This window comes from Alteribacter populi, assembly GCF_002352765.1.
In the GTDB taxonomy this organism is placed as follows: domain Bacteria; phylum Bacillota; class Bacilli; order Bacillales; family Salisediminibacteriaceae; genus Alteribacter; species Alteribacter populi.
On record NZ_KZ293963.1, the window covers coordinates 3,592,786 to 3,615,573 of the forward strand.

The following is a 22,788-nucleotide window of genomic DNA, read 5'->3' on the forward strand; positions in this document are numbered from 1 at the left end:
AAAAAATTGTTCTTGAAAATGAATTAGCGATTTTATTTTATCTACACTGTAATTTTGATTAGCTACAACTAGTTTATCTTCTGCATCGTAATTCCTATTTACAATTGCCAATAACTTTTCCTTCATATTCACTTAATGCGGTGCTTTCCTCTAATACATAAGCATCAATTTCTTCACCATCTTCTGCTTTTGTATTTGGAATATAGCCGTAATTTATTGGATAAATAAATTTGTATCTAGGGTACTTTGTACCTAATTGTCTAACTACAACACCCTTTACTTTTATTTAAATACTCCTTATACATTTGTGCACCACCACCTTCATCTCAAAACCTCTCCCAAAAATGAAAAAATAGAACAACGAGAGCTTTTTCAACTCTCGCTACAGTTTAGTTTAGCGACAAAGCATCGTTTCTTAACTACAATAGTAATTTTGCAAATTATTTATGGTATGACCTTAGTTGTTTTCTGTAAAACAAATCCTTGAAGGGGACCAATCCAATGGTACTTAGAGACACGCCCATTAAATTATGATCATATAGCGCTTTTTGGAAAGTCCAATACAAGGGAATAGTAATACATCTTTTACATAATAACGTATCAATTTTAGTAAATTCTTCCATTCTATGCTGCATTTCTTCTTTTTGGAAAGCATTATTCAAAGTTCTTTGTATGGTCATTTTATTTTCTTGATCAATAAGGTTATATATGACTCCTGTTTGAGATTCAATCAAATTATAGAGCGATATTTCTTCCGATTCTTCGGTGACAAATTCCGAAAGAACTAGGTCAGCATTTTTTACATTATCTATAAAGACGGAAAATGGAAACTGTTTGGTTTCAATCATAATCCCGTATTTTTTACACTCTTTTTGTATCCATTTTACATCCTCTCTATGTGGTGAAAGATCATATGTCATTAAGGTCAGTGGTTCTTTTAGTGTATTATCATAGGGTTCACCATCATACTTACCATCCTGAGAAGAAGAACGTTGTTTGATAAATGAACTTGCAGGTTCATACCTTGGATAACCCAGATCCTTTATCATTTTCATTTTGTCTAGTATTGCTGACAGTTTTCTTCTCATTCCCTCATTCGTTCGTATTTTTTCTTTATTCATATTCCACATGAGATACTTTACAGATAATCTTCTTCTTTCAATATATTGTAGTTGATTATTATTATCTTTCCTGGTTGTAAAAGGAATGTAAAAAATCGGATCTCGATTAATATCGTTTATATTAAGATACTTTTCGATAGATGGCAGTATAAAAATATCAATTTCATCTATGTGTGCTCGTTCTTGAAAATAGTCGTGATGGACTGAGAGTTTAAGAAAATTTGATTCGTGTTCTTTAATTCTGTAAGGACCTGTCCCTATGGGGAGTTTAGAAAACTCATCCATTGACTTGTAAGCATAATTATAAGGGACAATTGAACATTTCGGTGAAGTAATAAGAAGGAGCCAGTGAAAAAAAGGCTTGGTAAAAATAAATTGCACCACGTACTTCCCTATACATTTAATCATGTCCAAGTCTTTAACGATCCATTTAGATGGTGTTTTCTTTAACCTTTCAAAAGTAAATTTAACATCCTCTGCTACAAGATGTTTTGAGTAATGAAACGAAACACCCTTTCTTAAATAAAAGGTGAATTTCTTTCCGTCACGATCTATCTCCCAATAATGAGAAAGACAGGGTTCTACTTCCTTTTTTTCTTCGCTATATGTTACTAACGTATTAAATATTTGTTTTACTATATGCCTTTCTGTTTGTCTTTCGACGTGTGAGGGGTCTAAAGAGTAAAGAGACCGGTAATATGGTATTTTTAAATACTCATTCTCATTTTCGGAATTATGGGGCAACTTAGTTTTAGTACCAAAAACCTTGTTAATAAACGTATTGATCAGTTGATGAATTTCATTTAACTGGGGGTCATGCTCTAGTATAGAAATAAGTCGTTCAATATCTTCCGTTTTTGGGGAATATTTTTCATACCTCTCAAACATTTCTTCCAGCGTTTTTAAAAAAGTGATATTTGTTGTATTTCCTCTTCCTTTTCCTCTAATAACTTTAATCCACTTTTCGTCTTCCATTTTATTTAGGATGTGAATAACATTCCGTTCAGAACAAGCTAACTCTTTGCTAATAGCATGTCTCGTTACACTCGTTTTACGATCTCTCTTGATTTCTGCAAATGTAATAAAAAGTCTAATATAATATTCAATTATCCTCATTGGCAACCCTCCGATTTAAAAGGTGAAATAACTATTATTAATTTACACTTTTTATTCTCCTTTTATCAAATATAATCAAATATATGTAATCAAAGTATTTAATTTGAACATTAATTAGCAAAAAATGATCGGATGGTGATTATAATGAGTGATATTCAAAAAGGACATCTCTTTAATGTACTTTCAGTTTTTATGTTAGCGGTAGGACCACTATTGTCGAAATTTGGACTCCTGCAAATTTCTCCTTCTAAAGCAGCGTTAATAAATGTGGTAACAATTATAACTGCCTGTGTATTATTAGGCCTATTTACTAAGAATTATGTAAAATTTTATTTTGAAAAAAATATTATACTGTTAGCTGTATTTAACTCTTTAGGAATCATCTTTTTATTTCTAAGTATTAATTTACTTTCGCCAGTGGAGATTGGCTTTCTAGGAAGATTCTATACAGTGTTTGCTGTAATTTTATCCGTAATTATTTTGAATGATAAGTTATCTAGAAAAGAATTGTTTTTCATTACTTTTACTGTTCTTGGTACTTTTCTGTTTGTTGATACAGGTGGTGATTACACTAATAATTTAATGGGTAGTTTTTTTGCTCTTTTATATACATTCTTCTTTGCATTAACAAATATATTTATTAAAAAAACGCTGTCTAAACAAAAGAGTTCTAACTCCATCATGTTCACTAACAATTGTATTTCGTTACTTTTTGTCATGATTTACACATTAATCATGGGGGAACTTTTTGATGGAAATTATTCATTCGAAGGAATTGGATATCTAGTGTTATCAACACTTTTAGGGGGATTCCTTGGAACACTACTATTATACGAAGCATTAAAGTATTTACGATTTTCTATTGCTAATGTTACTAGAGCCTTTAGTCCATTGTTACTTACGGTTATTTCTTATCCCTTTTTCCCAATTGAGATAACAGTTAAAAATACATTAGGTGCCATAATATTGATTATCTCCATTCTCTTGCTTTCCATGGGAAATAAGAAAGAAAATGCAAATGAAAAAATCACTGTAACTTCTAAAAACACAGAATAAAAGGAAAATAAAAAGCTGCATTTGCAACTTCCTGGACCTTCAACTATTGCTCCCGTTTGTATAAATACACTACTTCACAATGGAATTAGAATGGAACATCGTCTAATTTTATAGGGGTCTTTCTTCCTCGTTCCCAGTCCTTGCGAATAATCGCATAAATGAATGCATCTTCTACTGAACCATCGTCATTTTCCCAAGACTCCCGTAGATAACCTTCTTTTTGAAAGTTACACTTATAAAAAATTTTTCTCATTGCATAATTATCGTGACGAGTATATGCCTCAATCCTGATTTTTTCATTTGAGTCTGAAAAAATATAATTAGTAGCCCATTTTACTGCTTGTTCTCCATATCCCTTGCCGCGTACCTCATTAGATAACCTAACGTCGAATAATAAAGGCATTGTGTCAGAAATATCACTTATAATGATTAACCCTACCTTTTTCTTAGTTTCCTCTATCCAAAATGTTTCTTTATCATCTTCATACCACCCAGTTTTATACCGCTTTATTATCTCCTCTTCTGAAGGCACAGGGTCAGCGTGAAAATTCCAATTATTTTTTGTATAAAGGTTTATTAGTTCACTTAATTCATTAGTTAGTTTTTTAAAAGTAAGATGTTCCATAATCTCCTGCTCCTCATTTTTTATTAAAAAGTATTATTCTTTACATTCCTTCATTTTACGTTTTCAATTAACCTCCATGTTAGCACTACAAAAAGCAACAATGTTTTTTCCACTAGCGTTCTCCGTTAGTACAAACCTTGAATCCAAACAATAAAAGTAAATAACGCAACAGTACTACATAGGTAACCCCAAAAGGATTTCTTTGCTCGTTGAAATTCAGCTAACCCCATCATTAGAAATGTGCCACTCATGAAGAACAGCATGTAGCTCGTGTATTTATCCGTTGAATTTAGCAACCCATATCCTGCAACAATAATAGTTAGTGCGGCAAAAATAGTTCCTAATATCTTAAAAAACACTATTTAAAACCCCTAATTAGCTTATTTACGTCAATAAAACATGTTCAACCAAAGCACCCCGTTAGTGATACAACAAACTATCAAAAACGTTTACGTTGGAATCTTCTACTTCTCTAGTAAATTGATTAGCCTTAACCTTACTAGAAAAACATAGGGAGCATATAAAGTAATAATGTTGCAAATAAAACTGAAACAAATATCAAAATGCAATTTATTACAAATTTCATTGGTGGCACACTTTTAGGATTATCTAACTTATCAAGTTTCTCGTTTATTCTTTTGAGTTCTTTTAGTATCTCTTTATTTATTTCGTCTGACACAACTATCCCTCCCTATTTCTACTTCCCCCGTAGCAGAACCAACAGTGAAGCTTGCTTTGCTCCACTAATGCTTACCCTTTAGTTGAAGAAATTTGATTCAGTCTATACCAGTTCATTTTCCTCATTACTTATAGCCGATTATCAATTTTCAGGATCTTTTCTAAAGAAAACACCATTACACAAACTGCAATGATGTCTTCACACGTTTTCCAGGTTTAGGTCAATATTATTGTCCAGCACGGTCTATGTTAAAGCTGAAATAAAACCATATACAATACAAGAAAGCCAACACTTACTGCCCCAGAAATTATTGTCATGTTACGATGTTTCTTTTTTACTCCAATGGCGAGCGAAATAATTGAAGCAACTAAAAGCAGTGTTATGAATATTTTCATTCCTTTCACCTCCGAAATTTTAATTAACGCTAGTCTATCATAATAATATGCCGATTCATCAAATTCACATGCGGACTTATGGTAAATAACTTGCAGTCTGAATCCACGCTTCCCATCATCCCTGACTTATATCCATCTTTACCTTCTAACTGCTCACGTTCCTCTTTAGAAATGGCTCATAGTCACATATTAATAAAAATGAGTATCCCATTACCTCAGAAAATGAATAAATCAAAAAAGCAGAAATCTGCTTTTTTGATCTTTTCTTCTTCGACTAACGCTACCCTTTAGCACGGGAGCAACGACAGCTTTTTTAGCTAAAGATTAAGTTATTTTACAACAATAAATTCAAAATGAACTGTTCACCAATAGGACCGTTTTTTCTCTTTCCTGTATCTGTAAAACCTACTCTTGAGTACAGTCGCTGAGCAGGAATATTTTTATGATTAACAGCTAATACAATTTCGTGACAGTCAGGAAATTCAGATTTAACAAAATTACTCAGTATGAGCATAGCTTGTTTAGCATATCCTTTTCCTTGCCTTGCATAGTTAACAGATAATGCAGTTAACAACATGGCATTGGGATTATCTGAATACTCCTTTACACGTTCAGTTTTATGTAATAAAAAGAAACCTACAGGTTCTTTCTCATCTAATATAACAATTCGTTTTTCCCCTTCTCTCTCCTCTAAAATCTTGCTTGGTAATGCTGTGAATTGTGCTTGTTCTTCAGGAAGCTCAAAAGAATTTAATTCCTCTAAATATTCATTTGAAATATGTTTTAACTTAACCATAATCGGTATTCCTCCAGTTTTTTCTGAATATTAACATAAAGGAACGTATATTCGAATTCTCTATATTTCAGTCTCTACGTGAAAAAAGCTGTTCAACGATCCAGTTGTCTTCTTAAACTCTTCTCTTCATAGTGTAACATCAATTTTCAAATAACTGTTTCACTAAAGGGATATATATCCACTTTTTAAAGTATTTACGGTAAAGCTCTCTTCTCATCGTTCCACTAAGTTGTGCATAAATCCTCGTAGTTTCGCTTATTTCATGTTCTAATAGATTTTGAATGACTTCTAATGGCGCACCATTATTCATCAGATGAGTCGCATAACTGAGTCTTAATTGGTGGGGGTGTATGCTTTTATTGATTCCGCTCTGCTTGAAATACGTTTTATAATATATCTCATTTGTGCGATGCTCAACCGATGAGGATCTCGTTTCGTAACAAACAATGCTCGATTGGAATCACTGCGTTCTTGAAGATATCGTCTTAACCATATTTCACAACGATTATTAAAATAGACTACACGTTCTTTATCACCTTTGCCGGTTACGATGGCAGACCGATTTTCGAGACTTACACTCTCTTTATCTAGTAGAACCATTTCACCAATACGACAACCTGTTGAATACATAAACTCAAATAGTGCATTTTCAAAAGAACAGATACAACCTTCACGTAAGTATTCCATCTCTTTTTCAGTAAGGAATTTTCGTATACGCAAAGAGGGTCTACTCTTTTTCATGGTGAGAATCTGCAAGGAAATAACGCTCCTTTTGCCAAAGGTAATCGCACTCTTTAATCAATTGAATAATACTGTTCATTCTAATGGATTTTTCTTTTCACTTGGGTAATCAATTGAGTTGGCTATTTCAACTAACATTTCAGGACTGACCTTTTCTGAAATTCTTTTAGGAATATTAAGTATATATTGCCAATTATCTCTTTCAAAGACGAGGGCTTCGAATGATTCCGAAACGCTAATAAACTTTGCCTTATCTCCGTTTTTTAATTTGAATTGTTCTACAATCCGATTATCTTTGATTGGAATTTTATGTTCAATAGGGCGAACAAAAATAAAATAATGATTTTCTGGTGACTTATCATTGATAAACTCCAATTCAAGGTGGCCGTTTGTGTCACCATCTGCATCAGTAAACCTTCCGAAATGATGTGTAAAGTTTAAAGGTGGAAGCCTAAGCGGTAGTTTTAAGTCTTGTTTGAAATGATTTTCAAATTCTTTAACAGCACCTTCAACTGTTTTATAACCAATTTCAGGATATATCTCTTCAAAAGGTCGAGACTCGCTAATTGTATTTGCAGAAATTGTTTCATTGTTTACCCCACAAATAAGGGTACTAAAAATCAGCAACATTAGAAAAATATTCTTAGCCAATTTACATCACCCTAACTGTATTTGGGTATTACCTTAACCTGTAAATTAACAAATATTCATTTTTCGCTATCCTCCCCAATACTTCAACAAGAGCAGCGACTGTCTTTTATGCTATCGCACACCGTTAATTTAAGTACACTTCTTCACGTTTTACTAGGAAAAAATAGCTTATATCCTATCAAACCACCAACTAAAGCCGATAATCCAGAAATTATAACATTGGTAATTAAGCTTGTTTTAGGAATAAAATACTCAGATAATAAAACAACAATTCCAACAAATAGACCTGTAAACAAAGCTATTCTTATACTTCCATTTTTCAAAATAGCCACCTCCAATATAAGACATAAAACTATAAGAATTGATTTCACTAGGTATTATTTTTTACGACTAAATTCCCTTGAAAGTTTCGCATTCTAATTAAAGCAATCTCCCCATTACTTTAAGTGGTTTTCTTCACAATCTCTACATCTTTCTTATATCTATTTTAACATAAATATCCAAATCCTTTTCTTTCACATAGGAAATAATACCAAAATCACAAAGCTGAATTAAATATTTTCACCCATGTGAATAGGGGGGGGGAATTATTATGTGATTTTGCTGTTATCTTTAGAGAAAGTCTGAAGTCACAACGAAAACGCATGTGATTTTCGTTGTGAAAATCCATGCGTTTTAGCTTGCTGATAGATATGTTTGCACCTCTGATGTAAACCCGTTAGTCATAGAATGGAGGGGGTTTTTAATCATTTTTTCGAATGGAAAATAATACGATAAACTATGCTCAAGCAGAGAGTAGCTTTTTAGTATTCGCTAGGGACATGATGCGTAAGTGTCGTTCATTCTCTTTCCACATCAACCATGCTATACTTGTCATGTAAAAGAGTGGTAACCTCTAGAAGGTGGAGGAGTTAGCTATGAAAAAAGCGAGACTAATATACAACCCCTCCTCGGGAAGGGAAAATTTAAAAAGGCAGATTCCGTATATACTCGAGCGCCTTGAGAAAGCGGGGTTTGAAGCTTCTACTCATGCGACGACCGGAAAAGATTGTGCCAAGCGTGCCGCGGCATTAGCGTCTGAGCGGGAGTTTGACCTGGTAATTGCGGGGGGCGGAGACGGAACGATCAATGAAGTTGTCAATGGGCTCGCAGAAAAAGAGCATCGCCCTATGTTAGGACTTATTCCAGCAGGGACGACCAATGATTTTGCCCGGGCACTGCAAATTCCGCGAGATATTGAAGGCGCCTGTGATATTCTTTGTGACGGAAATACGAAGGCTATTGATATTGGTAAAATAAAGGACCAGTATTTTATAAATATTGCCGGTGGCGGGACGTTAACTGAATTGACGTATGAAGTACCAAGCAGGTTAAAGACGATGATGGGGCAGCTTGCTTATTATGTAAAAGGGTTCGAAAAACTGCCAAGAATCCGGCCAACACATGTAACCATTGAATATGACGGAAAATGGTTTGAAGGAGAAATCATGCTGTTTCTCGTTTCAAACACGAATTCTGTAGGTGGATTTGAAAAGCTCGCACCGAAAGCTTATATTAATGATGGCTTATTTGACTTGCTCATTTTGAAAAAAACCAACTTAGCAGATGTGGTCCGTCTAACTGGCGCAGCAATGCGAGGCGAACATACCAATGATGAAAAGATCATTTACGTCCAGGCAAATCGCATAAAAATCCATTCTCAAACAGACATGCAATTAAACTTGGATGGAGAATACGGTGGGAAGCTTCCAGGAGAATTTGTAAACTTGCATTGCCATTTTGACATGCTCGTTCCAGATATTGCGCTTTCTAATTTTCAGGATCTATATTAAAAAAGCTTGGGGGAAATTTCCCTCAAGCTTTTTTATGTCTTACTGCATCTATTAACGATTTTTATCCTGTTGTTGATCGCTTGGAGTGTTTTCTAATTTTTTCATTTCTAAATCTAACTTTTTGTGTTCTAATTCTATTTTCTTCGTTTTTAATTCGTAACTTTTTTTCTTATCGTATCCGTAATATAGAAGAGAGAATCCGACAATAATTGTAATGAATAACCAAAAATCCAAATTACCCACCTCCATGATTATAGTACTCTTATTGAGGGTAAAATTGAATGGTGCTCCGCGCAAGTTTTCTTATTTAAGCCCTTCAATCCTGCCGTAATCGGCGAGGGCTTTTAACGTTTTTACCGTCAACTCACCTTGCCATTCTTTTTCCACTTTTGACTTCCAAATGTTTTCATATTGTGACCAAGCCCAAAACGGAGACCATGAACCATCTTCGTTTTGATGCTCAATTTCATGATCGAGATTTTTCAAAACGACATCTTCAAGAATATGAGCACACGGAGATTCTGGGTGCGGGGCAAACCAAAGCGGTTTTGCACAATATCCGTCCCATAGTTGAGGGTCTAGAGTCACGACCTCTCTTATTTGAGGTTTAAGCGTCTCCAAAATTTGATTCTTCCCGGGCTCGGGCATCATTTCAGCTAACCGTAAATAGCAAAGAGCCTCATGCATTTCCAACGGTTTATTTTTACTATCCAAGAAAGAAAAAGCTTGATCATGCAAATGAGGGAAGGGGTTGTCTGTTATTACTTGAGGATAGCAATGAAAATATCCAACGATTTCCGCACCCGGATTGGCTTCAAAAGTCGTTGCTTGCGTGTCAAAGTGCCACCAATCAGCGTGAGGCTCTTCGTTCATCGTTTCTAATTTCAACGGCCAGAACCCATAGGTTGAATAAACGTCGTTCAAATAGCTCATCGCGTTTTGAATAAATGGATGATTCCATGGAGCACGCACTGCCCGGGCATACTGAAGGGCAACGGAAGTCGCGATTGGACTCGATTTTTTCATTCAGATATCCGGTTCCATTCCGTGACCGACGCCGCCATCGTCGTTTTGGTAAGGGATAAGGCTTCTAAAACCGCTTCAGGAGAACCATTGTCAAAATAAAACTCAAACAAACGCTGGTCAACAAGACGGGCATGACGATTTATAAATTCTACAGCTAGTCGAAAATGATAGAGGGATAATGTTTTCATAGCGTCTCTCTCCTTAGATAAATAAGCTCTCATCCGATTGTACCATATTTTGGTTATTTTAGTATTGAGTTGTGGAAAATTGCAGTTTTCTATTTCTTTCTCCCAGTTGAATGAATTTCATAATTCTGAGCCCAGGCGGCTCAAGGATTCTAAGACATGAAAAAAGGAGCACCTCCAAATGTTGATTTTAGTAAGTGATCAAATAAACTAGATGAAGTGGGAGGACTATTGTACGACAAGAGAGTTTTTCGCCAAGACCTCGCAGGGCGCTTTTCCCGAGGAGGCTTGGCGGTTCGTCCGCGGAAAGCGAGCGGATGGAGTTCAACGGAGCTACATAAAGTGACTCTTATTTTAACAACAAACAACAACCCAAAAATTACGACAAAAAGCTAAACAAAGAAACCAAACCTAAATGAAAAAACAGCTAAAACCATAATGATTTTAGCTGTCGAGTGGTGTGGTTATTTTTCTATGAAATCCATCCCGTCTTCCTTTAAGCCGGGTCTTTTTTTCGTTTAAGAGATTGGGACCGCATATAAGTTCCTACGCGCCAGAACCATTCAACCGGTCCGTATTGGAAGTGTTTAAGCCACCATCTACTAATGAAAATTTGCAAAATGAATACACCAAGGACGATGAGAACCCCGATTGGAATGCCCACTTCACCAAACAACCCAAAACCGTATCCGTAATAAAGAGTAGTCATGATGATGGATTGGGACAAGTAGTTGGTGAGGGCCATTCTGCCAACGTACCCGAATCCTCGAAACAGTTTTTCTAGGATGCCTGCTTGGAAAAGAAGCATGAAGGCACCGATATATCCCAAGGTAAGCATAGGGCCCCCAAGGATCATACTGAAGTATTCAAGCTGATATTGGTTCGTAAACACGTCACCAGCCTTTGTGATTAGACCGATCGTACCGAAAACGAGTGTCATGATTAGAAGGGGCTTTTTCGATTCCTCAGGTCGATGAATCCAGCCTTTTTTTGCTAAATAGGCACCTAGTAGGAACAGCATAATGATTTGTAAGCCCATGACAAAGGACATCGTGATCGTGTATATGATGCCAAACTCGACGTCTTGAAAAGGATCAGCAGTCAATCGGTGGACGACGACATCGAGATATGAACCTTCGGATAAAGCGGAAATCTCCTGTTCTTTAATGTTAGTAAACGTCATGTCGTCAGCACTTCCGTCATCTGGCATGAGACTAGGAAGGACAAGGAAAATTGCTAAGCCAAGAACCCACGCTAAGATCGTTTTCGGTTTCCGCTTGATAAATAAAAGTAAAAACAACCCACAAATCCCGTAGGAAAGGAGAATATCTCCATCCCATATAAAATACGTGTGGATGATTCCTAGGAAAATGAGTATGAGCATTCTGCGAAAGTACAAACCTCCGAAAGACTGCCCTCTCTCTTGGAGTCGTTGCCAAATCAAAACCGCACCAAAACCAAAAAGCATGGAAAAGAGAGGGTAAAAGCTTCCCTCAAAAAAGAGCTGAATCATTGATGTTGTGCCACTTTCCGTTGCACCAAAAACAGGCTCAAAGTTCTTGAAGCCAAACATCCCATATTGAAAATATAAACTGTTCACAAGCAAAATTCCAAATAACGCGAAACCACGCAAGCTATCTAAGTGTGACAGCCGCTCCCCAGGCTGAACAGGCGTTATCCGTTCATTGCCTGATGATTGATCGTATCCCATCACAAACCCTCATTTCTCCTCTAAAATCTAACTAACTATTATTTACAATTCTACATACGCGCCAAAAAGTCAAGAGGTTTCACGAAAAGTTCGGGGGACAGTCCCCCGAACTTTTTTCAATAAAAAAGAGCAGGGGAATTTCCCCTGCTCTTTGGGCTTTCTTATTTTGCTTGTTCTTTTTCTGTTTCTGGTTCCCAGCATTCGGTTCCTTTTAGACCTTCGATGCGGTCTGCTGTAAAGACAGGCTCTTTCTTTGCTTTTCTTTGTTCACCGTAGTCTTTTAATACGGAAATGGCAAGTTTACCAAGGATTGCGATGACGATAAGGTTCATCACGGCCATGAGTCCCATGAACAGATCGGCCATGTTCCAGACAAGGCTGATTTCTGCCAAGGCACCGAAGAAGACCATGATGATAACTAAGGATCGGTAAACGTTAATTAACACTTTGTTTTTCTTAACAAATTCCATGTTCGTTTCACCGTAATAGTAGTTTCCGATAATCGAGCTGAAAGCAAAGAGCAGGATAGCAATCGCTAAGAAAGAGACAGCCCATCCACCCATATGCTCACTGAGTGCCATTTGCGTAATTGCAATTCCTTCTTGTCCTTCCATTGTGTAAACATCTGTAAGAAGGATAACAAAGGCTGTTGCTGTACAGATAATTAATGTATCAACAAACACGCCAAGAGACTGGACGAGTCCTTGTTTCGCAGGGTGCTTTACATCAGCGGTTGCTGCCGCGTTTGGTACACTACCCATACCGGCTTCGTTTGAGAAGAGTCCACGACGAATCCCTTGCATAATGGCAGCACCAATACCGCCACCAACAACTTCTTCAAGACCAAACGCATTAGCGAAAATCAAGCGAATAACGCCTGGTAGCTCGGTAATGTTTGCAATGGAAATACCAATTGCAAAAACGAGATAAATCAAAGCCATAACAGGTACAACGATTTGCGTTACTTTGGCAATACGTTTTACACCCCCAAAGAAAATTACGCCGGCAACTGCTGCAAGAACAACACCGACAACGGCACGGTTTATGTCATACGCATTTTCAAAGGCATGAGAAATCGTATTTGCTTGCACCATGTTGAAAATAAACCCGAAACAAAGGGTAATGAGGATCGCAAAGGAGATCCCTAACCAACGGGCATTCAAGGCTTTTTCCATGTAATAAGCCGGTCCGCCGCGGAAGTTTTCACCGTCGCGAACCTTGTACACTTGGGCTAGTGTACTTTCAATGAAGGCTGTAGCTGCACCGATAATGGCAATGAGCCACATCCAGAATACGGCACCCGGTCCTCCAATGGAGACCGCTAATGCCACACCCGCAAGGTTACCTGTTCCTACCCGGGAAGCAGTACTAATCGTAAAGGCTTGGAAGGATGAGATTCCTCTCTTTCCTTCTTTTGTAATCGTACTTTTTTCAGTGATGACTTTGAACATTTCGCCAAAATAACGAAACTGAACAAAGTTTGAGCGGACGGTAAAATAGACACCTAAGCCAAGCAATAAGGCAATAAGTACATAAGTCCAAAGAAGATCGTTGGCTGCTCCGACGAACCATTCAACCGCGCTCACAAATACATTTTGTTCATCTCCATTCAATTTGCACACTCTCCTTTTCTAGTATTTTAAAGGACCAATGTATCAAATTATATCAAAATACCAAAAATTATGGCAGAGTAAAATATTCCTCCTTTTTCTGTTTTGAAAGCAGCTGTTGTATTAAAGCCTACTCCGTTCACTTCCCCAAGGGGAAACAGTAGCTACTAAGCTACTTTTCAAGAATAAATTACATATGCCTTTTTACCTACGATCCCATTTTAAGTATTTCGGATGATGACTTTAATGAAACAAACCGCAGAAGCAGGAATTCTGAATTCTACATAAAAGTGGCTTAATTCTACACAAAAGTAAGTTTATTGATCACAAAAGGGAAAGAATTCAGCCAAAAGGAAACAGAGCTTCAGCAAAGTGTAGGGATTCTACATAAAAGGGGATTAATTCTACACAAAAGAGAGATAATTCTCCACAAAAGTAAGTTTATTGACCACAAAAGGGAAAGAATTCAGCAAAAGAAAGCAGAGCTTCAGCAAAGCGTAGGGATTCTACATAAAAGGGGATTAATTCTACACAAAAGAGAGATAATTCTCCACAAAAGAAAGTTTATTGACCACAAAAGGGAAAGAATTCAGCAAAAAAAAGCAGAGCTTCAGCAAAGCGTAGGGATTCTACATAAAAGGGGATTAATTCTACACAAAAGAGAGATAATTCTCCACAAAAGAAAGTTTATTGACCACAAAAGGGAAAGAATTCAGCAAAAGAAAGCAGAGCTTCAGCAAAGTGTAGGGATTCTACATAAAAGGGGATTAATTCTACACAAAAGAGAGATAATTCTCCACAAAAGTAAGTTTATTGACCACAAAAGGGAAAGAATTCAGCAAAAGAAAGCAGAGCTTCAGCAAAGCGTAGGGATTCTACATAAAAGGGGATTAATTCTACATAAAAGAGATATAATTCTACACAAAAGAGGGATAATTCTCCACAAAAGTAAGTTTATTGATCACAAAAGGGAAATAATTCAGCTAAAAGGAAGCAGAGCTTCAGCAAGGTGTAGGGATTCTACATAAAAGTGGCTTAATTCTACACAAAAGAGGAATAATTCTCCACAAAAGTAATTTTATTGAGCACAAAAGGGAAATAATTCAGCTAAAAGGAAGCAGAGCTTCAGCAAAGTGTAGGGATTCTACATAAAAGAGGATTAATTCTCCACAAAAGTAATTTTATTGAGCACAAAAGGGAAAGAATTCAGCCAAAAGGAAGCAGAGCTTCAGCAAAGCGTAGGGATTCTACATAAAAGAGGTATAATTCTACACAAAAAAGGATTAATTCTCCACAAAAGTAATTTTATTGAGCACAAAAGGGAAAGAATTCAGCAAAAGAAAGCAGAGCTTCAGCAAAGTGTAGGGATTCTACATAAAAGTGGATTAATTCTACACAAAAGAGGAATAATTCTCCACAAAAGTAAGTTTATTGATCACAAAAGGGAAAGAATTCAGCAAAAGAAAGCAGAGCTTCAGCAAAGTGTAGGGATTCTACATAAAAGGGGATTAATTCTACACAAAAGAGAGATAATTCTCCACAAAAGTAAGTTTATTGAGCACAAAAGGGAAAGAATTCAGCTATAAGGAAGCAGAGCTTCAGCAAAGTGTAGGGATTCTACATAAAAGGGGATTAATTCTACACAAAAAAGGATTAATTCTCCACAAAAGTAAGTTTATTGAGCACAAAAGGGAAAGAATTCAGCTATAAGGAAGCAGAGCTTCAGCAAAGTGTAGGGATTCTACACAAAAGAGGAATAATTCTCCACAAAAGTAAGTTTATTGACCACAAAAGGGAAATAATTCAGCTAAAAGGAAGCAGAGCTTCAGCAAAGTGTAGGGATTCTACATAAAAGTGGATTAATTCTACACAAAAGAGGAATAATTCTCCACAAAAGTAAGTTTATTGATCACAAAAGGGAAAGAATTCAGCAAAAAGGAAGCAGAGCTTCAGCAAAGCGTAGGGATTCTACACAAAAAAGGATTAATTCTCCACAAAAGAGGAATAATTCTCCACAAAAGTAAGTTTATTGATCACAAAAGGGGAAGAATTCAGCAAAAGAAAGCAGAGCTTCAGCAAGGTGTAGGGATTCTACATAAAAGTGGATTAATTCTACATAAAAGTGGATTAATTCTACATAAAAGAGATATAATTCTACACAAAAAAGGATTAATTCTCCACAAAAGTAAGTTTATTGAGCACAAAAGGGAAAGAATTCAGCTATAAGGAAGCAGAGCTTCAGCAAAGTGTAGGGATTCTACATAAAAGGGGATTAATTCTACACAAAAGAGGGATAATTCTCCACAAAAGTAAGTTTATTGATCACAAAAGGGAAATAATTCAGCTAAAAGGAAGCAGAGCTTCAGCAAGGTGTAGGGATTCTACACAAAAAAGGAATAATTCTCCACAAAAGAGCAATAGCTCAACCTAAAAATATAAAAAAAGCTCCCCTTTCGTCCTAGACCAAAGGGGAGCTTGAATGTCTTAAGTGAGAGCTCATCTAAAAAGTTTTATATTATTGCAGATATCATGATCGTTTATTTTAGCTCATTTTACTAAACGTTCATGTGCTCGCGCTGTAACTCTGATTTAACAGGTTCTTTATTTGGAGCTGCTTTTTTCTCTTTTCGTTTTGTCGTCGTTAAATAATAGATAAAAGCTGCGGTTTTCATCCAGCCGCGAAGGTCTTTTTCATCCATTTTTGCTGCGCCTTTGTCAACTTCATCTGTTGCACGTGTTGTCATTTTTACAAGAGAAGATGTGAGCTTGTTTGCTGTTACTCCGACATTGTTAACGGCATGGAACAAGGGGTCAAGCTGCGTTAGTTTATGGTTTACGTCCGCGATCGTTTCGTTTGTGTTGTATAGTGTGAGTTTTGTCTCACTCGTAATTTCCCCGATCTGCTGCTCCATATTTTCAACGGTGTTTGCTGTGTGTGAAAGAACCTCCTCGACCTGCTTTAAAACTCTCGCTAAAAAGACGACTAAGCCGGCAAAAGATAATGCGATAATTAATGCTGCGATTCCGATCAAAAAATCCATGTTTAACTCCTCCCCATTCATTAGTCAGTTGTTCTGTAGGTTTCGATCATATCAAGGAAATCCGCTATGTACTCACCGATGAGGGGGAGTGATACGGATTGACTTAATATAAAAATGAGCAAGCCGATGAAGATTGCCGTTCCAATCGTTAATCCTACTCCTCTGGCTACCCCTGCAATTAAATTGACTTTAATCACTTCTTTTTTATTCGTGAAGTGATAGGTAATATCCTTTAAATGACCTTTTGTTGTCATCTCCTCAAGCCGGTCAACGAGCTTTTCCATCCGTTCCTGCTCTTCTTGTGTTTTTTCATCGCGGCGATGTTTGGCAGGGACTTTGCGGCTTTCTTGTTCTTTTGATAAAGGCAATGTGTGATCCCCCCGCCAATTTTTTTGATAGACATCATTCACTTACCCTCGCTGGTGTACTTGTAAACGTGTGGAAAGGGAAGCTTATGCTAAATTACTTCGCATTGCGTTTATTTGACCGCCTGTTAACAGGACAAATCCGACGAGGTAAAACCAGATGATTAAAATAATCACACCACTGAGTGTTCCGTGCATGATCGATAGATTTGCGAAATGATTGATATAAAAAGATAAACCAAATGAGCTGATTTGCCAACCTAATGTCGTAAAGACAGCTCCAGGGATGACTTGGCGTACAGTAAGGTCGAGGTTCGGTCCTACCTTATAAAGGAAAACGAGAACTCCAAACACAGTTGCTGTACTTACCGTCCAAACGACCCATTCCCATGATTTTATGACAATGGTTGGAATATCGAAAAGAAGAGCGATAAAGCCGTCGAGTGTCACGATGAAAAAAGGGAGCACCAATTGGATGATGACTGCGATTATGAGAAGGATTGCGAGAAACAAGGATAGCAGCCGAATTTTTAAAAATGATCGTTCTTCTTCTTTTCCGTGGGCTAAATTTAATGCGCGAATCGTTGAGTGAAGGCTGTTGGTTGTTGCAAAGATGGCTAATACGATCCCGAAGGAAAGAAAGCCACTTCTTCTTTGGCCGAGAAGCATCTCTTCATTTTTTTCGATAATTGTGTCGACTTCGCCTGGGGTGATCGCGGAAATTAAATGCAGCAGCATTTGCCCATCAATGGGAAAATAACTGAGCAGAGCGAGCCCGAATAAAAGAAACGGAACAAACATGAGTAGAAAGTAAAAGGCGAGCTGGGCTGACAAGTCGATGACCTGTCCTTTTTTTAGTTGGTGAAAAAAGCGGATCAGCCAATTTTTCATTACGGGATCTTCCTTATTTTTTAGTCGTGGTCTTGTGAGTTAATGTCTAGCTCCAGGCGCCATCGGCTCGTGTCAAATAACCTGCCCGATTAAAAGTAAAAAGCACTTTTTATCGGACAGAACATTTGCACTTCGCCGATAGTCGGGCGCCTTGCACTTTTCTTATAGCATGACCGTTTTTGATCAAAAGTATAGAAATTTCATGTTGATCTAGCATTGTTTTCCAGTAGAATGGAAGGGGGGGATTTAATGTGGGAAAATTAAAAATAATGACGGCAGTTACGTTTACTTTTTGCTTGTTTATCGGTTTAGTTTTTTCAATGGCTCTAGGGCAGCCCGTAAGTGAACAGGAAACTGGGGACATTGGCTATACAACTAGTCCTGAGATCGAGAGGAAGGCAAATATTTTTGAATTGGCATTTAAATCGACATTTACTACGCGTGTACATGTAACCGATCCTGAAAAGGTACGAACGGTCACGAGCGTTGCGAATGTGTTTGAATACGGGGAACACGTTGCTCAACATGTGTCGGGGGCGCTGCTTTATGACGATGAATTCCCATTTGAGGGTGACTATATCAACTTTGCGGCTGGAGAAATTAGCGGGATTGACGAGGGGGCAGATGGTGATTATTGGCTCCAAATGATTGCTACTGATCAAGGCGGAGTAAAGAGCAATTTGGATCTTCGCGAAGAAGGTGGGAGTGTTGCGACCGTCGCGCAAGATGCTGCACCGGTAAATGACGCTGAATCTGTCATTTATGGTGTTACTGTCGTTGAGGGAACAGGAGAGCTTTACTCATCCTTTGAGGACCGTGACAGGTTTTATGATTGGGCTGAATACGAGGAGAAAGTGATTACATTTGAGCTTTTGATTTCATCTGAGCGTTTGGAATTAGAGTCTTGGGGTTTGAGGGAAGAGGAGTAATGATGTAAATCGAAACAAGCTTAGAGGGGGAAAGGTCCCTAAGCTTGTTTAATCTTTATAGGCTCTATACCAATGATAAGGTTGTATTTCTTTTAATGTCTTAAAAGTAAGACTGTGATCAGCAGAATATATAGCTGCCTTTACATTGCATCCCCAATAAAATAACCTTTCCTGACATACGCCACATGGAGTGAGTATCAAGAAATCTGAGTTTTCATCATCACGTACGACACAAATAGAATGTGTGACAGCAGTATTTCGTTTATGTGCTTCTAGTATTGCACCTGTTTCGATACATAGTTCGGTGGATGCGTTGATCACTTCTGGAGCTACACTTGTTAAAATCGTTCCGTTTTCCGTGTACATTGCTGCTGCACCGCCCCATCCAACAGGGTACCTTTCTTTTATGAGTGTGACTGCAGCTTCATATAGACTTATTTCAATATCCATGTTATCGATCCTTTCTAACTCGTTTCAACGGTGTGCTGAAATTGCTATTAAGTAATCAGCAACCTCATCTAAGTGCTCCGTCGTTGAAATGTCTTCTTCTAAGAGTGGAAGGCGGATTTGCGGAATACCGTGAAAGTCGGTGGCGATTTCTTTAAGATAGCGTTCTTGTTGAATTTTGCGTTTTTCGAAAAACTGCCCGTCGACAGTGTCGGGAATAACTTTATTAATAACAATGCCTTCTACTGGTATGCTGTACTTTTTCAACGTGTCGACTCCGCGCTTCGCTTCTGCAATTGGCAGGCGTTCGGGGTTTAATACGAAAAGAAAGCCGGCTTCTTTTTTATCAAGTAAAATGTCTCTTACCTTCGCAAACTTTTCCCGTCGCTTTTGCAGTGTATCAAAAATCGGATCTTCTACAGGTTCACCGTCGTTTAAAAGCTGTGAGTAATCTTGATTCGTTTTTTTGCGGCGTTCAAGCATGCCGTCCATCCAGACTCCCATTAATTCCGGCAAGGTCATCAGTCTTAACGTATGCCCTGTGGGTGCTGTATCAAAAATGATCTGATCATAATTTTCTCGCTCGTCAAGGATAATTGAGGTGATCCGGTCAAACAAAGCTGCTTCATCAGCGCCGGGACTCGTTTTTGCCATGTCCATTTGCCGATGAACTTCTTCAACCATCGTGGCTTTCACGTGACCGGAAATGTTTGCTTTTACTTGTTCAATGTAGCGCTCGCTTTCTTTTTCTGGGTCAATTTCCATCACAAAAAGTGAAGGCGCGACTTTCTTTGCCCGATGGTTCAATTTTGTATGAAAAAGGTCACTCAAGTTATGAGCGGGATCTGTTGAAATGAGTAGTGTTCGCTTGCCACTGCGGCTCGCAGCTAGTGCAAGTGCTGAGGACGTCGTCGATTTTCCAACTCCGCCTTTTCCGCCGACAAATAAAATTGATTTTGAGATGAGGTTTTCCATTGGTGTATCACTCCTTCTTTAACAACATCGAAATCCATTGATCGGAGACTTGTCCATTCCCATGCGCAAATGCCATTCATGAAATCGTTCTAGCATATGTGGGTACAGTTCCAGTGTGTAGTAGAACGCTGGGTTTGGAATTCCGAGCATATCCGAATAACAGAGAATGAGAAAAAGGTCATCTTCGTCTCGGAGCTCACGAGCGATTTCGTTGCGGTGTCCTTGTTTGAGGATTTGATCGTAAAGATCCAGCACGCGTTTTAAATTCATCGTAAAAATCCCCTTCCTAAAAATAGAGCCAGCTAGCCAATATGGCTAGTTGGCTCTAAGGTGTAGGTGCTTACATGGATTGATCTTTGTCTGTTGGGAAGTTCGTGTTATCTTTTCGCAACGCATTGGCAGCTTCTAGTAGAATCCAGAATGCAAAGGCTAAAATGATCGACCCTAGTAGGAATAGAAGAACGTTTAGTTCTCCGCCTCCGTAGCCGGACCACTCAAAGACGACTTGACGCAGCATCGCGTAAAGGGTCATGACTAAGACGAAAACCATAGGAACTAACGTAACGAAATAGTTACGCCCTAACCTTTTCAGCCACAATGTAATAAGTAACAGTGTAATCCCTGCAAGTAGCTGGTTGGCAGTTCCAAACAATGGCCATAACAGGTATCCACCTGAGCCAAACCCTTGAGGTCCTTCTGGTATAAGGACAAGAGCGGCGGAAGAAACGACAGCGATGGACGTAGCGACGTGTGTCTTTGTTAGCGATTTTACTTTATATTCATTACCAAGCTCTGAGATGATATAGCGCATTAAACGGACAGCGGAATCAAGAGATGTCGCTGCAAAACTAACGATAATAACAGCGATAATCGTTGATGCAATATCAGCAGGAATAAGGAGTCCAGTTGCAAGTTGGCCAGCACCTTCAATGAACGAGCCTAACCCAATTTCACCTGCTGCACCAAAGCTATTGTAGGCTTCGAGAAATGCTCCTTGGTTTGTGAAAAGTGTCGCAACGGCAATGATAGAAATTAGAGCAAGAAGCCCTTCACCAACGGCCCCTAAGTATCCGACTACACGAGCATCCGTCTCTTTGTTTAGCTGTTTACTCGATGTACCGGAAGCGATCAGACCATGAAACCCAGAAATCGCTCCACATGCGATCGTAATAAAGAGAAGCGGGAACCAAGGTGTAGATGCTTCTGAATTCGTCATTGGTGCGGTAATCGAAGGGTTTGAGAAGAATAACCCAAGGTATAAAATAAGAATTCCTAAAACAAGCTGGTGTGAATTGATATAATCACGCGGCTGTAAGAGCTTCCAAACAGGTAACGAAGATGAGAAATATACATAAACCATTAAAACGATAATCCAAACGAAAAAGGACATCGATATGCCGTCGAGACCAAACATGACGGTGTTTTCTGCTCCACCAAAGTAGCGCGGCAGATCAATTTGCAATGCAGGAACTCGTGAGGCAATGACCGCGGTTACGTACATCGTAGCCAACGCGGCAATTGATGGAAAAAGCATATTGCCACTACGTTTGTAAACGAGGTGCCCAATCCAAATTGCAAGTGGAATTTGAATGAATACCGAAAGCACCGAAGATGGAAAGGTAATAAACAAGTTGGCAATAACCCAGGCAAACACAGCGTTTACCATAAGTACGAGAATTAAAATAATGAATAAGAACAAGATTTTTGCTCGCTGTCCGATTATTCTATTGGCCAGTGTTCCAACGGACTGCCCCTTATTACGGACAGATAGTACAAGGGCACCAAAGTCATGAACACCTGCTGCGAACACAGTACCTAACACGACCCACACTAATGCAGGTAACCATCCCCAATAAATGGCAATGGCAGGTCCTAAAATAGGTGAAGCTCCTGCTACAGAGGAAAAGTGGTGTCCCCAAAGGACCCATTTGTTTGTCGGAACAAAATCGACGCCGTCTTTATATTTATGGGCAGGCGTCTCGTAATCCGGATCAAGACGATAGATTTTTTCTGCGACGAACTTAGAGTAATAGCGATAACCGAGATAAAAGACAAGTATCCCGATTAATGCGATCATTATGGCATTCATTGTTTTCTCCCCCTCGTCTTTTCTAGTACTTTTAAATCATTCTACGAAAACGTTTATAAACCTTCTGTACTCTCTATTATTTTCTATAAATTCTAAATAATCAATATAAAAGTCCTTATTTTCATAAAAAAGTGGTGTTTGTTAAAAGCTAGAGAAAGAATTGGTAAATAGAGGAGGGTAATAAAGAGTGAAACTAAAATGGAGTAAAAGAAAACGATCAGCGGTTGCTTATACGTGGAAAGGCCTTCTTGTAATGATTGTGACGATGTTTGTGAGCACAAGTCTCGTCATCGCCTTCCCTGAAAGTGAATTTGTGTACCGTTTGACAGGCTGCTTGCTGTTAGGAGGCTTTGCTTCCATAAGGCTGCCTCATGCGATAAAAGAAGTACGCCCGCATTTATACCGGGGGTGGCTTCGTGCGTATGGCGAGTGGCTAGGAGGTAAGTCAGAAAAAGGAAGGCAGTCGGTTGAAGGGTGAGTTAGGGAGTGGAGTCTGGTGTAAGTTGG

26 protein-coding genes and 1 pseudogene are annotated in these 22,788 nt (G+C 38.2%); 5 read left to right on the forward strand and 22 right to left on the reverse strand.

The features are described 5' to 3' along the window. Positions 1-94 precede the first annotated feature (94 nt). Entirely contained in the window at positions 95-286 is a 192-nt protein-coding gene (locus tag CDZ94_RS22005) for an inorganic diphosphatase (RefSeq protein WP_198546749.1), read from the reverse strand. Between the two features lie 154 nt (positions 287-440). Further along, the gene (locus CDZ94_RS16660) at positions 441-2,237 is read right to left on the reverse strand and encodes an ABC transporter substrate-binding protein (protein ID WP_096438951.1); all 1,797 of its coding nucleotides are present in this window, start codon (positions 2,235-2,237) and stop codon (positions 441-443) included. Between the two features lie 144 nt (positions 2,238-2,381). Between CDZ94_RS16660 and CDZ94_RS16665 the strand changes: the two genes are divergently transcribed. Beyond that, the gene (locus CDZ94_RS16665; RefSeq protein ID WP_096438953.1) at positions 2,382-3,293 is read left to right on the forward strand and encodes a DMT family transporter; all 912 of its coding nucleotides are present in this window, start codon (positions 2,382-2,384) and stop codon (positions 3,291-3,293) included. An 85-nt stretch (positions 3,294-3,378) separates the two neighbouring features. Here the strand turns inward: CDZ94_RS16665 and CDZ94_RS16670 are convergent, their stop codons facing one another. The 8 genes and pseudogenes from CDZ94_RS16670 to CDZ94_RS16700 form a co-directional block, all read right to left on the reverse strand. Beyond that, positions 3,379-3,918 carry a GNAT family N-acetyltransferase gene (locus CDZ94_RS16670; protein WP_096438955.1) on the reverse strand — a complete coding sequence of 180 codons (540 nt, stop codon included), beginning with the start codon at positions 3,916-3,918 and terminating at the stop codon, positions 3,379-3,381. A 125-nt stretch (positions 3,919-4,043) separates the two neighbouring features. After that, positions 4,044-4,277 (reverse strand): DUF3953 domain-containing protein, encoded by a 234-nt coding sequence (locus CDZ94_RS16675; RefSeq protein ID WP_096438957.1) that lies wholly within the window; start codon positions 4,275-4,277, stop codon positions 4,044-4,046. Positions 4,278-4,417: 140 nt separating this feature from the next. Next, a complete protein-coding gene (locus CDZ94_RS16680) occupies positions 4,418-4,597 on the reverse strand; it encodes a hypothetical protein (protein ID WP_096438959.1) in 180 nt (59 codons plus the stop codon). Positions 4,598-4,845: 248 nt separating this feature from the next. Then, on the reverse strand, positions 4,846-4,992 hold the full coding sequence (locus tag CDZ94_RS21430; RefSeq protein ID WP_157911776.1) for a hypothetical protein: 147 nt from the start codon (positions 4,990-4,992) through the stop codon (positions 4,846-4,848). A 334-nt stretch (positions 4,993-5,326) separates the two neighbouring features. Continuing rightward, positions 5,327-5,788: a GNAT family N-acetyltransferase gene (locus CDZ94_RS16685; protein ID WP_096438961.1), complete on the reverse strand. Its 462-nt coding sequence runs from the start codon at positions 5,786-5,788 to the stop codon at positions 5,327-5,329. Positions 5,789-5,927: 139 nt separating this feature from the next. Next, positions 5,928-6,514 (reverse strand): annotated as a pseudogene (locus tag CDZ94_RS21935) (tyrosine-type recombinase/integrase); the annotation flags it as partial. 90 nt (positions 6,515-6,604) lie between these two features. After that, positions 6,605-7,180, reverse strand: coding sequence for a hypothetical protein (locus CDZ94_RS16695; protein ID WP_096438963.1), 576 nt, complete (start codon positions 7,178-7,180; stop codon positions 6,605-6,607). A 143-nt stretch (positions 7,181-7,323) separates the two neighbouring features. Next, entirely contained in the window at positions 7,324-7,503 is a 180-nt protein-coding gene (locus tag CDZ94_RS16700; RefSeq protein WP_096438965.1) for a hypothetical protein, read from the reverse strand. Between the two features lie 594 nt (positions 7,504-8,097). On the opposite strand from CDZ94_RS16700, the gene CDZ94_RS16705 reads away from it, so the two are divergent. Beyond that, positions 8,098-9,012 carry a diacylglycerol kinase gene (locus CDZ94_RS16705; protein WP_096438967.1) on the forward strand — a complete coding sequence of 305 codons (915 nt, stop codon included), beginning with the start codon at positions 8,098-8,100 and terminating at the stop codon, positions 9,010-9,012. A gap of 51 nt (positions 9,013-9,063) precedes the next feature. Here CDZ94_RS16705 and CDZ94_RS16710 read toward each other — a convergent pair whose 3' ends face one another. The 5 genes from CDZ94_RS16710 to CDZ94_RS16730 form a co-directional block, all read right to left on the reverse strand. Continuing rightward, a complete protein-coding gene (locus tag CDZ94_RS16710; protein ID WP_096438969.1) occupies positions 9,064-9,246 on the reverse strand; it encodes a hypothetical protein in 183 nt (60 codons plus the stop codon). 69 nt (positions 9,247-9,315) lie between these two features. Then, positions 9,316-10,038 carry a hypothetical protein gene (locus tag CDZ94_RS16715; RefSeq protein ID WP_096438971.1) on the reverse strand — a complete coding sequence of 241 codons (723 nt, stop codon included), beginning with the start codon at positions 10,036-10,038 and terminating at the stop codon, positions 9,316-9,318. Further along, on the reverse strand, positions 10,035-10,226 hold the full coding sequence (locus tag CDZ94_RS16720; RefSeq protein WP_096438973.1) for a hypothetical protein: 192 nt from the start codon (positions 10,224-10,226) through the stop codon (positions 10,035-10,037). Before CDZ94_RS16720 ends, CDZ94_RS16715 begins: the two co-directional genes overlap by 4 nt. 493 nt (positions 10,227-10,719) lie before the next feature. Next, positions 10,720-11,934, reverse strand: a complete 1,215-nt coding sequence (locus CDZ94_RS16725) for a DUF418 domain-containing protein (RefSeq protein WP_096438975.1) — start codon at positions 11,932-11,934, stop codon at positions 10,720-10,722. 161 nt (positions 11,935-12,095) lie between these two features. Continuing rightward, complete coding sequence (locus CDZ94_RS16730) at positions 12,096-13,547, reverse strand: alanine/glycine:cation symporter family protein (RefSeq protein WP_232735645.1); 1,452 nt, start codon at positions 13,545-13,547, stop codon at positions 12,096-12,098. Positions 13,548-13,864: 317 nt separating this feature from the next. Here CDZ94_RS16730 and CDZ94_RS16735 point away from each other — a divergent pair, with 317 nt between their 5' ends. Continuing rightward, positions 13,865-14,572 carry a hypothetical protein gene (locus CDZ94_RS16735; RefSeq protein ID WP_096438977.1) on the forward strand — a complete coding sequence of 236 codons (708 nt, stop codon included), beginning with the start codon at positions 13,865-13,867 and terminating at the stop codon, positions 14,570-14,572. Positions 14,573-16,099: 1,527 nt separating this feature from the next. Here the strand turns inward: CDZ94_RS16735 and CDZ94_RS16750 are convergent. From CDZ94_RS16750 to CDZ94_RS16760, 3 genes are all read right to left on the reverse strand, one after another. Continuing rightward, on the reverse strand, positions 16,100-16,585 hold the full coding sequence (locus CDZ94_RS16750; RefSeq protein ID WP_157911777.1) for a DUF948 domain-containing protein: 486 nt from the start codon (positions 16,583-16,585) through the stop codon (positions 16,100-16,102). A 20-nt stretch (positions 16,586-16,605) separates the two neighbouring features. Then, on the reverse strand, positions 16,606-16,953 hold the full coding sequence (locus CDZ94_RS16755; RefSeq protein ID WP_096438985.1) for a DUF5665 domain-containing protein: 348 nt from the start codon (positions 16,951-16,953) through the stop codon (positions 16,606-16,608). Between the two features lie 84 nt (positions 16,954-17,037). Next, positions 17,038-17,841, reverse strand: a complete 804-nt coding sequence (locus CDZ94_RS16760) for a YihY/virulence factor BrkB family protein (RefSeq protein WP_096438987.1) — start codon at positions 17,839-17,841, stop codon at positions 17,038-17,040. 251 nt (positions 17,842-18,092) lie between these two features. On the opposite strand from CDZ94_RS16760, the gene CDZ94_RS16765 reads away from it, so the two are divergent. Then, complete coding sequence (locus CDZ94_RS16765; RefSeq protein WP_096438989.1) at positions 18,093-18,770, forward strand: hypothetical protein; 678 nt, start codon at positions 18,093-18,095, stop codon at positions 18,768-18,770. Positions 18,771-18,818: 48 nt separating this feature from the next. Here the strand turns inward: CDZ94_RS16765 and CDZ94_RS16770 are convergent, their stop codons facing one another. From CDZ94_RS16770 to CDZ94_RS16785, 4 genes are all read right to left on the reverse strand, one after another. Next, positions 18,819-19,220 (reverse strand): cytidine deaminase, encoded by a 402-nt coding sequence (locus CDZ94_RS16770; RefSeq protein WP_096438992.1) that lies wholly within the window; start codon positions 19,218-19,220, stop codon positions 18,819-18,821. A gap of 24 nt (positions 19,221-19,244) precedes the next feature. Continuing rightward, a complete protein-coding gene (locus CDZ94_RS16775) occupies positions 19,245-20,192 on the reverse strand; it encodes an ArsA family ATPase (protein WP_096438994.1) in 948 nt (315 codons plus the stop codon). 18 nt (positions 20,193-20,210) lie between these two features. Continuing rightward, positions 20,211-20,462 carry a cory-CC-star protein gene (locus CDZ94_RS16780; protein ID WP_096438996.1) on the reverse strand — a complete coding sequence of 84 codons (252 nt, stop codon included), beginning with the start codon at positions 20,460-20,462 and terminating at the stop codon, positions 20,211-20,213. 70 nt (positions 20,463-20,532) lie between these two features. Then, the gene (locus tag CDZ94_RS16785; RefSeq protein ID WP_096438998.1) at positions 20,533-22,281 is read right to left on the reverse strand and encodes a carbon starvation CstA family protein; all 1,749 of its coding nucleotides are present in this window, start codon (positions 22,279-22,281) and stop codon (positions 20,533-20,535) included. Positions 22,282-22,468: 187 nt separating this feature from the next. On the opposite strand from CDZ94_RS16785, the gene CDZ94_RS16790 reads away from it, so the two are divergent. Beyond that, positions 22,469-22,759, forward strand: coding sequence for a hypothetical protein (locus CDZ94_RS16790; protein ID WP_096439000.1), 291 nt, complete (start codon positions 22,469-22,471; stop codon positions 22,757-22,759). Positions 22,760-22,788 lie beyond the last annotated feature (29 nt).

Bases quoted from the DNA above. Each gene is read 5' to 3' on its own strand.
- CDZ94_RS16660 (WP_096438951.1), bottom strand. From the start codon at position 2,237: ATGAGGATAATTGAATATTATATTAGACTTTTTATTACATTTGCAGAA.
- CDZ94_RS16665 (WP_096438953.1), top strand. From the start codon at position 2,382: ATGAGTGATATTCAAAAAGGACATCTCTTTAATGTACTTTCAGTTTTT.
- CDZ94_RS16670 (WP_096438955.1), bottom strand. From the start codon at position 3,918: ATGGAACATCTTACTTTTAAAAAACTAACTAATGAATTAAGTGAACTA.
- CDZ94_RS21430 (WP_157911776.1), bottom strand. From the start codon at position 4,992: ATGAAAATATTCATAACACTGCTTTTAGTTGCTTCAATTATTTCGCTC.
- CDZ94_RS16685 (WP_096438961.1), bottom strand. From the start codon at position 5,788: ATGGTTAAGTTAAAACATATTTCAAATGAATATTTAGAGGAATTAAAT.
- CDZ94_RS16705 (WP_096438967.1), top strand. From the start codon at position 8,098: ATGAAAAAAGCGAGACTAATATACAACCCCTCCTCGGGAAGGGAAAAT.
- CDZ94_RS16715 (WP_096438971.1), bottom strand. From the start codon at position 10,038: ATGAAAAAATCGAGTCCAATCGCGACTTCCGTTGCCCTTCAGTATGCC.
- CDZ94_RS16720 (WP_096438973.1), bottom strand. From the start codon at position 10,226: ATGAAAACATTATCCCTCTATCATTTTCGACTAGCTGTAGAATTTATA.
- CDZ94_RS16725 (WP_096438975.1), bottom strand. From the start codon at position 11,934: ATGGGATACGATCAATCATCAGGCAATGAACGGATAACGCCTGTTCAG.
- CDZ94_RS16750 (WP_157911777.1), bottom strand. From the start codon at position 16,585: ATGGATTTTTTGATCGGAATCGCAGCATTAATTATCGCATTATCTTTT.
- CDZ94_RS16760 (WP_096438987.1), bottom strand. From the start codon at position 17,841: ATGAAAAATTGGCTGATCCGCTTTTTTCACCAACTAAAAAAAGGACAG.
- CDZ94_RS16770 (WP_096438992.1), bottom strand. From the start codon at position 19,220: ATGGATATTGAAATAAGTCTATATGAAGCTGCAGTCACACTCATAAAA.
- CDZ94_RS16775 (WP_096438994.1), bottom strand. From the start codon at position 20,192: ATGGAAAACCTCATCTCAAAATCAATTTTATTTGTCGGCGGAAAAGGC.
- CDZ94_RS16780 (WP_096438996.1), bottom strand. From the start codon at position 20,462: ATGAATTTAAAACGCGTGCTGGATCTTTACGATCAAATCCTCAAACAA.
- CDZ94_RS16785 (WP_096438998.1), bottom strand. From the start codon at position 22,281: ATGAATGCCATAATGATCGCATTAATCGGGATACTTGTCTTTTATCTC.